Annotated in this window: 11 protein-coding genes; 7 read left to right on the top strand and 4 right to left on the bottom strand. The window is 66.4% G+C overall.

Annotated features, from left to right (window positions below; translation table 11 throughout):
• Positions 1-23 precede the first annotated feature (23 nt).
• The 5 genes from ATO6_RS01960 to ATO6_RS01940 all read left to right on the top strand — a co-directional run bounded on the left by ATO6_RS01960 (position 24) and on the right by ATO6_RS01940 (position 6,444).
• Positions 24-1,508, top strand: coding sequence for an inorganic phosphate transporter (locus ATO6_RS01960; protein WP_088622263.1), 1,485 nt, complete (start codon positions 24-26; stop codon positions 1,506-1,508).
• 121 nt (positions 1,509-1,629) lie between these two features.
• Complete coding sequence (locus ATO6_RS01955) at positions 1,630-2,787, top strand: TAXI family TRAP transporter solute-binding subunit (RefSeq protein WP_088622262.1); 1,158 nt, start codon at positions 1,630-1,632, stop codon at positions 2,785-2,787.
• Positions 2,788-2,863: 76 nt separating this feature from the next.
• Positions 2,864-4,867, top strand: a complete 2,004-nt coding sequence (locus ATO6_RS01950) for a TRAP transporter fused permease subunit (RefSeq protein ID WP_176440793.1) — start codon at positions 2,864-2,866, stop codon at positions 4,865-4,867.
• Positions 4,868-4,941: 74 nt separating this feature from the next.
• Positions 4,942-5,973 (top strand): histone deacetylase family protein, encoded by a 1,032-nt coding sequence (locus ATO6_RS01945; protein ID WP_088622260.1) that lies wholly within the window; start codon positions 4,942-4,944, stop codon positions 5,971-5,973.
• A 171-nt stretch (positions 5,974-6,144) separates the two neighbouring features.
• On the top strand, positions 6,145-6,444 hold the full coding sequence (locus ATO6_RS01940; RefSeq protein WP_088622259.1) for a hypothetical protein: 300 nt from the start codon (positions 6,145-6,147) through the stop codon (positions 6,442-6,444).
• Positions 6,445-6,511: 67 nt separating this feature from the next.
• Here ATO6_RS01940 and ATO6_RS01935 read toward each other — a convergent pair whose 3' ends face one another.
• Genes ATO6_RS01935 through ATO6_RS01920 form a run of 4 tightly spaced genes read right to left on the bottom strand, consistent with a single transcriptional unit; the run spans position 6,512 to position 10,333 of the window.
• Positions 6,512-7,537: an extracellular solute-binding protein gene (locus ATO6_RS01935; protein WP_088622258.1), complete on the bottom strand. Its 1,026-nt coding sequence runs from the start codon at positions 7,535-7,537 to the stop codon at positions 6,512-6,514.
• 38 nt (positions 7,538-7,575) lie between these two features.
• On the bottom strand, positions 7,576-8,379 hold the full coding sequence (locus ATO6_RS01930; RefSeq protein WP_088622257.1) for an ABC transporter permease: 804 nt from the start codon (positions 8,377-8,379) through the stop codon (positions 7,576-7,578).
• A complete protein-coding gene (locus tag ATO6_RS01925; RefSeq protein WP_088622256.1) occupies positions 8,366-9,265 on the bottom strand; it encodes an ABC transporter permease in 900 nt (299 codons plus the stop codon). Before ATO6_RS01925 ends, ATO6_RS01930 begins: the two co-directional genes overlap by 14 nt.
• Positions 9,266-9,268: 3 nt before the next feature.
• Positions 9,269-10,333 carry an ABC transporter ATP-binding protein gene (locus tag ATO6_RS01920; RefSeq protein WP_088622255.1) on the bottom strand — a complete coding sequence of 355 codons (1,065 nt, stop codon included), beginning with the start codon at positions 10,331-10,333 and terminating at the stop codon, positions 9,269-9,271.
• A gap of 167 nt (positions 10,334-10,500) precedes the next feature.
• Between ATO6_RS01920 and ATO6_RS01915 the strand changes: the two genes are divergently transcribed.
• The gene (locus ATO6_RS01915; protein ID WP_088622254.1) at positions 10,501-11,634 is read left to right on the top strand and encodes a zinc-binding dehydrogenase; all 1,134 of its coding nucleotides are present in this window, start codon (positions 10,501-10,503) and stop codon (positions 11,632-11,634) included.
• 91 nt (positions 11,635-11,725) lie between these two features.
• Positions 11,726-13,135, top strand: a complete 1,410-nt coding sequence (locus ATO6_RS01910) for a CoA transferase (protein ID WP_141101916.1) — start codon at positions 11,726-11,728, stop codon at positions 13,133-13,135.
• Positions 13,136-13,179 lie beyond the last annotated feature (44 nt).

Here is a 13,179-nt window from a genome sequence, read left to right as displayed (position 1 = left end):
ACAGCCGCTCAGGGAGGAGCGATATGGCGCACAAGGACCTCGAGGCCCGGCATCTCGACACGCTGGACCGCGATCTCGGACGGTTTTCCAATCTCGAAATCGCCGCCGCTGCGGTGGCCCGGCCCATCGTCGGGATTGGCATCTCGTTCATCTTCGTCGTCTTCGCCGGGCTCGCGGCGATGCTGTTCTTCGGGCAGACGCCGAATGCGCTGATCGTCGTCATCGCGGCCGTCTTCGGCGCCTACATGGCGCTGAACATCGGCGCGAACGATGTCGCCAACAACATGGGCCCGGCGGTCGGGGCGCAGGCCCTGACGATGGGCGGGGCGATCGCCATCGCTGCCATCTTCGAAAGCGCGGGCGCGCTGATCGCGGGCGGCGATGTCGTGTCGACGGTCGCCAAGGGCATCGTCGCGCCGGACAGCATCGGCGAGGAACTGGTGTTCGTGCTGGCGATGCTGGCCGCGCTGCTGTCCTCGGCCCTGTGGGTCAATCTGGCGACGCTGGTCGGCGCGCCGGTGTCGACGACCCATTCCATCGTCGGCGGGGTCATGGGCGCGGGTATCGCCGCCGCGGGCTTCGCGGCGGTCAACTGGGGCACGATGGGCGGCATCGCCGCCAGCTGGGTCCTGTCGCCGCTGCTTGGCGGCGTGATCGCGGCGGCGTTCCTGTGGTTCATCAAGTCGCGCATCGTCTATCGCGACGACAAGATCGCCTCGGCGCGGGTCTGGGTGCCCGTGCTGGTCGGCATTATGGCGGGCGCCTTTGCCGCATATCTGGCGCTTAAGGGGCTCAAGCACCTGTTCGACGTCAGCCTTGGCCATGCGCTGGCGATCGGCCTGGCGGTCGGTATCGGCGTCTGGCTGGCGATGATCCCCGTCATCCGCCGCCAGTCGGTCGGGTTGGAGAACCGGAACAAGTCGCTCAAGGTGCTGTTCGCGATCCCGCTGATCGTCTCGGCCGCGCTGCTCAGCTTTGCGCACGGGGCCAACGACGTGGCGAACGCGGTCGGCCCGCTGGCGGCCATCGTGCAGGCGCTCGGCACCGGCGGGGTTTCGGGCGCGGTCAACATTCCGCTCTGGGTGATGGTGATCGGCGCGTTCGGCATTTCCTTCGGCCTGTTCCTGTTCGGGCCGCGGATGATCCGCATCGTCGGCACGCGGATCACCAAGCTGAACCCGATGCGCGCCTACTGCGTCGCACTGTCCGCCGCCCTGACCGTGATCGTCGCCAGCTGGCTGGGTCTACCCGTCAGTTCGACCCACATCGCCATCGGCGGGGTGTTCGGCGTCGGCTTTTTCCGGGAATGGGACGCCGAGCGGCGGCTGCGCTCCGCCCGCCTGACCGTGCCCGACCGTCCGCAGCTTGCCCCCGAGGAGCGGCGCCGCCGCAAACTGGTGCGGCGATCGCATTTCCTGACCATCGTGGCGGCCTGGGTCATCACGGTTCCGGCGGCCGCGCTGCTGTCCGCGCTGCTGTTTCTGGGGATGCGGGCACTGGTCATGTGAGCTCGCCGGATCGGCGCGTTACCCGGCGGTCAAATTTTCGACGACATGGTTGTGTAATCTGGTGTCCCATGTAATCTGCCTGCCGACAGGATGAAATTCCTGCACGATGGGAGGATTACCAATGCGCTATTTCACGCTACCGGCGGTAGCTTGTCTTGTCGCGTCCACAGCTGTGGCCGCTGACTTCGAACTGCCCAAGACCGTCACGATGTCGGCCTATGCCACCGGATCGTCTGGCTACAACCAGGCCGTCGCCATCGGCGCGGCGATGCAGGAGGCCGCGGGGATCAACCTGCGCATCCTGCCCGGCAAGAACGACCTGTCCCGCCTCGAGCCGGTCCGTCAGGGCAAGGTTCAGTTCTCGGCCAACGGCGTCGGGTCCTACATGGCGCAGGAAGGCGTCTTCGAATTCGGTGAAAAGAACTGGGGCCCGCAGCGCGTGCGGCTCCTGCTGAACAACGTCGGCAGCGGCTCGGCCCTGTCCACGGCCGTGACGATGTCCGCCTGCGAACGTGTCGGCAAGCCGAAGTGCGAAGGCTTCACCTTCGCCGACCTCAAGGGCCTCAAGATCGCCTTCATCAAGGGCGCCCCGGCGCTGAACACCAACATGGAAGCCTACCTCGCCTATGGCGGGCTGACCTGGGATGATGTCGAGGTCGTGGAATTCGGCGGCTACGGCGACAGCTGGAAGGGCTTCATCGACGGCAGCGTCGATTCCGCCTACGGCATCACCACCTCGGGCAACGCCTACGAAGCCGCGTCTGGCCCGAACGGCCTGTTCTGGCCGGCGATCGACGCGAACGACAAGGAAGCGATGGACCGTTTCCTGGGCGTCGCGCCCTACTTCGTGCCGACCAACGCGACCCTGGGTGCAAACCTCGACGGGACCGAGGGCAAGGAAATGGGGACCTACCCCTATCCGATCCTGATGGCCTACGACACGCAGGACGCCGACCTGGTCTACAACATGACCAAGGCGATGGTCGCGCTCTACGACAACTACAAGGAAGGTGCACCGGGGGCCAACGGCTGGGCGCTGGACAACCAGGTCTATGACTGGGTCATCCCCTACCACGAGGGCGCAATCCGCTACCTCGAGGAAGCGGGCAAGTGGTCCGAAGAGGCGAAGGCGCACAACGACATGCTGATCGAACGTCAGGACGTCCTGACCAAGGCATGGGAAGAGCTGACCGCCGAAGACCCGGCCGAGTGGGAATCCGCCTGGTCCGAAAAGCGCAAGGCGGCGCTCGAAGCGGCAGGGATGGCCGTTTCGTTCTGATCCTCTGAGATCGTGTAGGGGCGGACCGGGTGGTCCGCCCCCGTTTCAGTAAGCATGCTAAGTGTCGGGGATGAGCATGAGCCAGCAGGAAACGACCACGCGCGATCGTGGCGCGGCGGCGATCGAGGCTGAACTGGCGGCTGAAAAGGGCCGCTTCACTGGACTGGCCCGCTGGGTCATCGTCGTTTTCACGCTGGTCGGCATCGGTGCCGCGATCAACCAGCTCTTCAACCTGAGGCTCGGCGGGTCCGCCATCCTCGAAGGCACCTACCTGAACCTTCTGGCCGCGCTGTTCCTGTGCCTGACCTTCATCACCTTCCGGGGCTGGGGGGCGCATTCGACCAAGGTGCCGCTGTTCGACTGGGGGCTGGTGATCGTCACCCTGCTGGTCGGCGGCTACATGGTCTGGAACGCCGAAGAGGCCACGGAATACGGCTGGGAATACGCCGCGCCGGATACGGCAGTCTGGGTCTCCATCGCGTTCTACGCGCTGATCCTCGAAGCGACGCGACGGGCGGGCGGCAATGTGCTGTTCTTCGTCGTGCTGATCTTTTCGATCTACCCGACCTTCGCGGAAAGCGTGCCGGATCCGTTGTCCGGCTTCTCGCAGCCCTTCACCGACGTGATCCCGTTCTTCATGTTCTCGTCCGAAGCGTCGTTCGGTATCCCGATGCAGTCCTTCGGCTCGCTCGTGATCGGGTTCATCCTGTTCGGCGGGGTGCTGCAGTTCACCGGCGGCGGCAAGTTCTTCAACAACCTTGCGCTGGCGCTGGTCGGTCACTACCGCGGCGGCTCGGCCAAGGTCGCGATCTTCGCCTCGGGCTTCATGGGCTCCATGTCCGGTTCGGTCATCTCGAACGTGCTGACCACGGGCGCGGTGTCGATCCCCGCGATGAAGCAGTCGGGCTTCTCGGCCCGCTATGCCGCGGCGACCGAGGCCTGCGCGTCCACCGGCGGGGTGCTGATGCCGCCGATCATGGGGGCGACGGCGTTCGTCATGGCCTCGTGGCTGGGCCTGCCCTATTCGGAAATCATGCTGGCCGCGGCGATCCCGTCGGTGCTCTACTACTTCGGCCTCTTCGCACAGATCGACGCCTACTCGGCCCGTCGCGGCCTCAAGGGCATGCCGCGCGACCTGCTGCCCAAGCTGGGCGAGACCTTCAAGTCCGGCTGGATCTACATCTCGGTCTTCGTGCTGTTGGTCTACCTGATGGTCGCGTTCCGCTGGGAACGCACCGCGCCGTTCTATGCGATCGCCCTGCTGATCGTGGTGAACCAGATCATCGGACCGGACCGGTTCTCGGTCTCGGGCTTCCTGGACATGATCGTCTCGGTCGGCCGGATCCTCGCCGAACTGGTCGCGGTCCTGCTGGGCATCGGGATGATCGTCGGTGCGTTCCAGGCGACCGGGCTGACCGGGCCGCTGGCCGGTGAACTGGTGTCGATGGCCGGAAACTCCGTCGCGCTGCTGCTCGTAATGGGCGCGGTGACGGCCTTCATCTTCGGCATGGGGATGACGGTGACGGCCTGCTACATCTTCCTCGCCGTCATCCTGGCCCCCGCGCTGGTGCAGGGCGGGCTCAACGAACTGGCCGTGCACCTGTTCATTCTCTACTGGGGGATGGTCAGCTACATCACCCCGCCCGTGGCGCTCGGCGCCTTCGCGGCGGCGTCGATGGCCGGGGCCGATCCGATCAAGACCGGGTTCGAGGCGATGCGCCTCGGCGGGGTGATCTACATCACGCCGTTCTTCTTCGTGCTGAACCCGGCGCTGATCGGGCAGGCAGGCGCGGGCGAGGTGATCTTTGTCCTCAGCTGCGCGATCATCGGTGTCTGGTTCATCTCGGCGGCGCTGCAGGGCTTCATCAGCCTTGTCGGCACGCTGGGGTCCGGCGCGGTCGGGATGGCGGCCCGGTTCATGCTGTTCTTCGCGGGCCTGCTGATTGCAGCCCCGATGGGCGGCGTGATGGGGCTGAACCACACGATGACCACGATCCTCGGCTTTGCGCTGGCGATCCCGCCGTTCCTGCTGGCGTGGAAAAACGGCGACAACGCGGACAAGCGGCAGGCGGCCGCCTGACCGCGCATCCCCCCGTGACGGGGGGCGACAAATCGCTAGTCTGGGGCGGAAACGCCCCGGACAGGTGACCCAAGATGCGCACATTCCATTCCGAAACCCACAGGCTCCACTTCCCGCAGGCCGAACTGAGCGGCGGGCAGTTCGTCACGCCCTACGAGCGGCCCAGCCGGGTTGAATACGTTCTGAACCGGCTGGCCGAGCGGGGCTTTCCCAAGGTCGAGGCGCCCGGCGCGGTCGACGTGGCGCCGATCCGCGCGATGTGCGACGCGGGCTATCTGGAGTTCCTCGAAACCGCTTGGGAGCAGTGGAAGGCAGAGGGCATGGAGGGCGAGATCATCGCCGCCTCCTTCCCCGCCCGGCGAATGCAGATCGCCCGCCCCCCGCGCAACATCGACGGCAAGGCGGGATATTACGCGCTGGCCTCGGAAACCGCGATCACCCGCGGGACGTGGGAGGCCGCGCAGGGGTCGGCCGCCTGCGCACAGGCCGCGACAAGGGCGGTGATCGGCGGCGACAGGGCGGCCTTCGCGCTGTGCCGTCCACCGGGCCACCATGCGACGGCGGACATGTACGGCGGCTACTGCTTCATCAACAACGCCGCGCTGGCGGCGGACCAGTTCCGCGCGTCGGGTGCCGCGAAGGTGGCCGTGCTGGACATCGACTTTCACCACGGCAACGGCACGCAGGACATCCTCTACGACCGGGGCGACGTCTTCTTCGCCTCGCTGCACGGCGCACCCGAGGACGCCTTTCCCTACTTCCTCGGCTACGCGGACGAGACCGGTACCGGCGCGGGCGAAGGGGCGACGGCGAACTACCCGATGGCCCCCGGCACCGCCTATGACCTCTGGTCCGGCGCGCTGGACGATGCGCTGGCACGCATCCGCGCGTTCGGGGCCGAGGCGCTTGTGGTCTCGCTCGGGGTGGACGCCTACAAGGACGACCCGATCAGCTTCTTCAAGCTCGACAGCCCCGACTTCATGGATGCCGGGCGGCGCATCGCGACGCTGAACCTGCCCACGGTGTTCTGCATGGAAGGCGGCTATGCGATCGAGGCGGTCGGTGTGAATGCGGTCAACGTTCTCGAAGGTTTCGAGGGCGCCTGAACCGATCACATTTCCGGCCCTGCCGCAGATTTCATTCGGAGTGAGCGTAGCCCGGTGTTAACCTGCGCCCCATGCGCGGCACCGCTCACCATTTTGGACCGCCGCGTTTTGATATAAAGCTATCGTGCCGGATCGTTGCGGCGGCCGGCGCTCGGACATTTGGATGAAGCCATGAAAAAACTCGCACTCGCGGCCACCCTGACATTCGGTTCGGCCATTCCCGCGGCGGCAAGCTGTGAATACCTCGGCGGTTATTACGGAGAAGGCAGCGTCGTCTGCGCGGCCGGCGGCTGGCTGCAGCAATGCACCATCGCGGGCTACTGGGCGGCGATCGGCCACTGCAAGGAACAGGACATGACCCCCGCGAACGGCGGCGGCATGGAGGGCACGACCGACGTGTTCTCGTTCTCCGGCGAATTCTCGCCCCTGAAGGACACCGAGGACAGCTCCTCGAATGCCGCCAAGAACTGATCGCACATTGCGCTGAAACGAAAACGGGACCCCGAGGGGTCCCGTTCTGCGTTCCGGGCTGGCCGGATCACTTCTGCAGGTCGGTCCAGATCGCCGTGTAGAGGTCCTGAGCCTCCTTCGGGCAGGACGAGGTGAACTTGCCCGCCGCCTTCAGCTCTTCCGGCACCACGATTTCGGGCGCGCCCTTCATGTCCTCGGGCATGAAGTCGTCCGAGCCGTCGATCCCGTTCGCATAACGCGCGAAGGCCGAGATCATCGCGGCATTCTCCGGGTCCATGATGAAGTTCACGAACTTCTTGGCGTTCTCGACGTTCTGCGCGTCCTTCAGGATCGCGACATTGTCCATCCAGACGATGTAGCCTTCCTTGGGATAGCCATAGGTCACGTCCGGGTTGTTCAGCCGCGCGCGGAAGGTTGAACCGTTCCAGTTGACCGAGGCCATGACGTCGCCGTTGCCCAGCTTTTCCGTCATGCCATAGTCCATCGACATCCAGTCGGCCTTGGCCTCGACCAGCTTGTCGCGGACTTCCTTCAGCTTGGCCTTGTCGGTCGTGCAGGGCTCGCCGCCCATGTACATCACGGCAAGGTTCATGACGTCCTGCATCTCGGGCACGACGTTGACCTTGCCCTTGAGCTCGTCCGGGGTGTCCAGCCAGATGGCGCTGGTGTTGACGTCGCCGGAATAGGCCGACTTGTTCACCGCGACGCCGGTCGTGCCCCACTGCCACGGCACCGTGTATTCGCGGCCCGGATCCCAGTCGACGTTCTTCCAGACCTCGGAGATGTTGCCGTAATTCTCCATCTCCGGGATGCCCGGCTTCATCAGCAGGTCTTTTCCGACGTAGATCTGCACGTAGGAATGCGTCGGCACCACGATGTCGAACCCGTGGCCGCCGGCCTCGATCTTGGCCAGCGCGGTGGTGTTGGAATCGTAGTCGGTGATGGTGACCTTGACGTCGTTCTCTTCCTCGAACTTCTTGATCAGGTCGGGGTTGGTGTAGTTGCCCCAGTTGTAGATGTTCAGCTCGCCTTCGGCGGCAGCGGCCCCGGTCAGGGCCATCAGCGCGATGGCGGATGTCATGAGATTTTTCATATTAGCTCCAACTGTTGGTTTTTGTTTGGGCGCGGGGTTCAGCCCCGTCTTCGTGTCAGCAGAAAGAATGCCGTCAGCAGCAGCACCGTCAGCACCAGCAGCGCGGTCGAGATCGCGTTGACCTCGGGCGTGACGGCGCGGCGCAGCTGACCCAGCATATAGGTCGGCAGTGTATCCTGACCGGCGGATTTGACAAATTCGGTGATGATGACGTCGTCCAGCGAGATCACGAAGGACAGCATGGCCCCCGCCGCGATGCCGGGCGCGAGCAGCGGCAGGGTGATCCGGCGGAACGTCTGCCAGGGCGAGGCGTAGAGGTCGGCGGCGGCGGTTTCCAGCGTCATGTCCATGCCTTCCAGCCGCGCCCGGATCGGCAGGTAGGCGAAGGGAACGCAGAAGGCCGAATGCGCAAGGATCAGGTAGCCGAGGCCCTGGATGCCCGTCGCCACCTTGATCGCGGCGAAGAAGATCAGCAGCGCCACGGCGGTCACGATCTCGGGCACCATCAGGGGCTGATTGATCATGATGTAGATGATCGTCTGCCCCTTGAACTTGCCCCGTCGCGTCGTGCCGAGCGCGGCCATCGTGGCGACCGTGGTGGCGATCAGCGCGGCGGAGACGGCGATGATCAGCGACCGGATCGTCGCCTCCTGGACCTGTGTGTTTTCCCACGCCGCCGCGTACCAGCGGGTCGAGAAGCCGCCCCAGAGCGCCACGCTCTCGCTGTCGTTGAAGGAATAGATCACCATCGTCACGATGGGCGCATAGAGCAGCACGAAGGCGATCACCGCGATTGTGCCGAACCCCGGCAGGGCCGAGACGGAAAAGTCACGTCTGGCCATCGCGCCCTCCGTCGTTCGAGGTCACGCGGACATAGGCGATCAGCGCGACCAGCACGATCAGCAGCAGGATCAGCGACAGCGCCGCGCCGAGGGGCCAGTTCCGGCCCTGTCCGAACTGCAGTTCGATGAAGTTGCCGATCATCATGTTCTTGCCGCCGCCGAGGATGCGCGGCGTCACGTAGGCGCCCAGCGAGGGGACGAAGACGAGGATCGAGCCAGCCACGATCCCCGGCCGCACGATGGGCAGGATCACCCGCCGCAGGACCTTGGTGCGGGACGCATAGAGGTCGTATCCCGCCTCGATCAGCTTGAAGTCGAACCGGTCGATGGCGGCGAACAGCGGCAGCACCATCAGCGGCAGATAGACATAGGCCATGCCGATCAGCACCGCCGTGTCAGTGTAGAGGATCTGGAGCGGCCGCCCGATTACCCCGGTCCACATGAGGAAGGAGTTCAGCAGGCCCTGATTGCGGACAACCTCCATGATCGCGAAGGTGCGGATCAGCAGGTTGGTCCAGAAGGGAATCGTGATTAGGAACAGCCAGATCGCCCGCTGTGTCGGCGGGCGGGTGGCGATGAACCACGCGGTCGGAAAGCCGATCACGAAGGTGATGAAGGTCGTCAGCAGCGACAGCTTCACCGACCGCCAGAAGATCGTCAGATGCGCGTCGGCCATGCTGACCGTGTCGTCGAAGATGTCCCGCTCGAAGAACACGCGGAACCATGCCTCGGTCGAGAAATTCCAGACCACGCCGGAATATTCGCCGGGTTCGAGGAAGGCATAGACCACCACGATCGCCAGCGGCCCGAGCGCGCCGATGAACAGCAGGATCAGCGCGGGTGTCGACAGCAGCCAGCCGGTGCGGGCGGGAGAGGAGCGGGCCATGCCTCAGCCCTCCAGCATCTGGACCGCGCCGGGGACGAATCCGATCCTGACCTTCTCGCCCGCCTTCAGCCCGATGTCGCCCGACGGCGGGCTCTGCAACCGCGCGACCAGTTCGGTCCCGTCGGCAAGGCGCAGGTGGCAGTGGGTGTCGGTGCCGAAATAGACGGTCTGGGCGATGGTGGCGTGGATCGGCCCCTCGGGGTCGATGCGCACCTGTTCGGGCCGGACCGCCAGCGTCACCGTCTTGCCGTCCAGCCGCGCCGGGCCCTTGGCCTGCACCGCCTCGCCGTTCGACAGGCGGGGGATGCCGTTGCGGATGGTCGCGGTCAGGAAGTTCGTCTCGCCGATGAAATCCGCGACGAAGCGGTTCACGGGGCGGTTGTAGATTTCGCGCGGGGCGCCGACCTGCAACAGGTTGCCCGCGCTCATCACGCCGATCCGGTCGGACATGGTCAGCGCTTCTTCCTGGTCGTGGGTGACGAAGACGAAGGTGATACCCGTCTCGGTCTGCAGGCGCTTCAGTTCCAGCTGCATCTCCTTGCGCAGCTTCAGGTCCAGCGCCGACAGCGGCTCGTCCAGCAGCAGCACCTCGGGTTCCGGCGCCAGCGCGCGGGCCAGTGCCACGCGCTGTTGCTGGCCGCCCGAAAGCATCTGGGGACGGCGGTCGGCCATCTTCTCCATCTTCACCAGCGCCAGCATCCGGGCGACGGCGTCCTTGATCTGCGCGCGGGGCCGGCCCAGCATTTCCAGCCCGAAACCGATGTTCTGCGACACGGTCAGGTGCGGGAACAGGGCGTAACTCTGGAATACGGTGTTCACCCGCCGCTGGTTCGGCGGGGTCTGGGACACGTCCTTGCCGTCGATCAGGATCTGCCCGGTCGTCGGCGTCTCGAACCCCGCGATCAGGCGCAGCAGCGTGGTCTTTCCGCAGCCGGACGGCCCGAGAAGGGTGAAGAATTCGCCGCGCCGGATTGTCAGGCTGACCTCGTCCAGCGCCCGGACGGCGGATGATCCGGCCCCGTAGACTCGGCTGGCTTTCTGGACTTCGACGGCGGCGTTTTCGGTCACGGGCGACCCTCCTGCACCGATGAAAAAGCGTAAAGGGAGCGGCTTTCAAGTCATTTCCGATCCGAAAGCGCAAAGCGGGCGGGCCTGCCCAAGCATCTGGCAAGCGTGAAAAAACGCTTTCCGCACGCAAAGGCGCCGCTCTAGGCTCCGCGCCGGGAGGACCTGTCATGCAAGCCAAAGCCGTTATCCTGCGCGAACTCGCGCGTCCCGCGCCCTACGCGGAAAGCAAACCCCTGTCGGTCGAGGACGTGACGCTGCTGCCGCCCGCGCCGACCGATCTGGTGGTCAAGGTGATCGGCGGGGGGCTGTGCCATTCGGACCTGTCGATCATCAACGGATCGCGGGGCACGCCGCTGCCCATGGCCCTCGGCCACGAGGGCGCGGGCGAGGTGGTCGAGGTCGGGTCGGCGATCATGGACATCAAGGTGGGCGACCCGTTGGTGTTCCAGTTCTCCGTCTCCTGCGGGCGCTGCCGAAACTGCCAGTCGGGCCGGCCGCAGATCTGCGAGGAAGCGCCCAAGGCCCGCGCCAAGGGCGAACTGATCTCGGGCGGATCGCGCATCCGGGGGGACGGGGGCGAGGTGATCCGCCACCACGCCGGGCTATCGTGTTTCTCCAACTACGTGGTGGTGAACCGGGGCTCGGTGGTGAAGATCGACGACTCCATATCGATGGACGATGCGGCGATCTTCGGCTGCGCGGTGATGACCGGGGTGGGCGCGATGCTGAACACGGCGAACATCCGTCCGGGGCAGAGCGTGGCGGTCTTCGGGCTTGGCGGCGTGGGCCTGTGCGGTCTGCTGGGCGCGCGGGCGGCGGGTGCGGGCACGATCATCGCCTGCGACGTGGACGACCGGAAGCTGGCGAAGGCCAAGGGCATGGGCGCGACCCACACCTTCAACGCGGCGGACCCGGAGCTGAAGACAAAGGTGATGGACCTGACCGGCGGCGGCGTGGACGTGGCGGTCGAACTGGCGGGCGTGGTCAAGGCGATGGAGGCGGCCTATTCCGTGGCCGTCCGTGGCGGCCGGGTGGTGACGGCGGGGCTGCCGCCGACGGGGGCCAAGTTCGCCTTCGAGCAGGGCGATCTGGTGTCGAACGAGAAGAGCATCCTCGGCAGCTACATGGGATCCTGCGTTCCGGTCCGGGACATCCCGCGCTTCCTCGCCATGTATCGCGCGGGCGCGCTGCCGGTTGACGGGCTGATCGACCGCAAGATCGGATATGACGAGATCAACGAGGGCTTTGACCGCCTCGCCTCGGGCGACGCGCTGCGGCAGATCCTCGTCCCCCACGGCTGAGCGCCGCCGCGTTCCTGTCAATGCGCCCGAGGCGTTTGGCGCGACTCGGGCGGGCGCGCTAGGCTGCACGGACTCGGAGGAGGAGGACCCCATGAAGGACCAGATGATCGCCGGGCAGGCGCTCGAGGATCTGGCCGCTCTGCGCGGCAGGCCGATCAAGACGCCGATCCATATTCCCGAAACCGGCGCCAACGCCCCCACGAAGTTCCGGGTGGAACAGACCGTGGCGGCCGTGATCGGCACCATCGGCGGCGTCGTGGCCGACATCGTCGCGGAGCGCGGCGGACCCGCACAGGAGGTGACGGTCGATCCCCGCCACGCCATCGGCGCGCTGATGCATTCCAACATCGCGTTCGAGGATGACGGCAAGGGCGGCTACAAGCGGCCCGACCCGGTGCCCGAGCGCGAGGTCGCGCGGCAGTGCATCCGTGGCTGGCCGACGAAGGACGGGCGGCACGTGCTGCCGCACCTGAGCCTGCCGAACCTGCAGAAGCGCATACTGGAGGTGCTGGATTGCGAGTTGCAGCCCGACGCCGTGCGCGACGCGGTGGCGAAATGGACCGCCGACGATCTGGAAGAGGCCATCGCCCGTGCCCGCGTCTGCGGCGGCAAGGTCCGGACCGAGGCCGAGTGGCGCGCGCATCCGCATGGACAGGCGCTGGCCGCGCGGCCCGTCATCACCATCGAGCGGATCGGCGATGCCCCTGCGGAACCGATCCCCGGCACGGTCGAGCGTCCGCTGGACGGCCTCCGCGTGCTGGACCTGACCCGCATCCTCGCCGGGCCGGTCGCGGCGCGGACGCTGGCGGAACACGGTGCGGACGTGCTGATGATCGCCAAGGAAGGCATCCCGCAGGTCGAGGAGTTCGTGCGCGACACCAGCCATGGCAAACGCTCGACCTACCTCGACCTCGCCGACGCCGGAGATGCCGAGACGCTTCGCGGTCTGATCAAGGACGCCGACGTCTTCTCGCAGGGCTACCGGCCCGGCGCGCTCTCCAAGCACGGTTTCGCGCCCGAGGATCTCGCGAAGCTGCGGCCGGGGATCGTCTACCTGTCGGTGTCCTGCTACGGCCATGGCGGCCCGCTGTCGGACCGCGCCGGATGGGAACAGGTGGCACAGACCGTCACCGGCATCCTCGACGAGCATGGCGAACCGGGCCAGCCCGAGCTGATCCCGCTGCCCGCCTGCGATTACATGACCGGCTATCTCGGCGCGCTCGGCATCCTGCTGGCGCTGGAGAAGCGGGCCGAGGAGGGCGGCAGTTGGCACGTTCAGGTGTCGCTCTGCCGCTCGGCGATGTTCTTTCAGGACCAGGGGCGATGGCCGGAGAAGGGCGATTTCCCGGCGCTGGCCGATCTGGAGCCGGTGTTCGTGGAAAGCGACGGCTCGCGCGGGCGGATGCGGCACATCGGGCCGGTCGTGCAGATGCCCGCGACGCCGCCCCGCTGGGACCGGCAGTCGCCGGTGCTGGGCGAACACGCGGCCGAGTGGCTGTGACCGCGGCTCATCCCGCCTGACGGCGGGCCTCGCCCGCTGCCCGA

The sequence above is a fragment of the Oceanicola sp. 22II-s10i genome, from assembly GCF_002210105.1.
Taxonomy (GTDB): Bacteria; Pseudomonadota; Alphaproteobacteria; order Rhodobacterales; family Rhodobacteraceae; genus Pseudooceanicola.
Note: the sequence above shows the minus strand (reverse complement) of the source record. Positions and strands in the feature narration are given on the sequence as shown.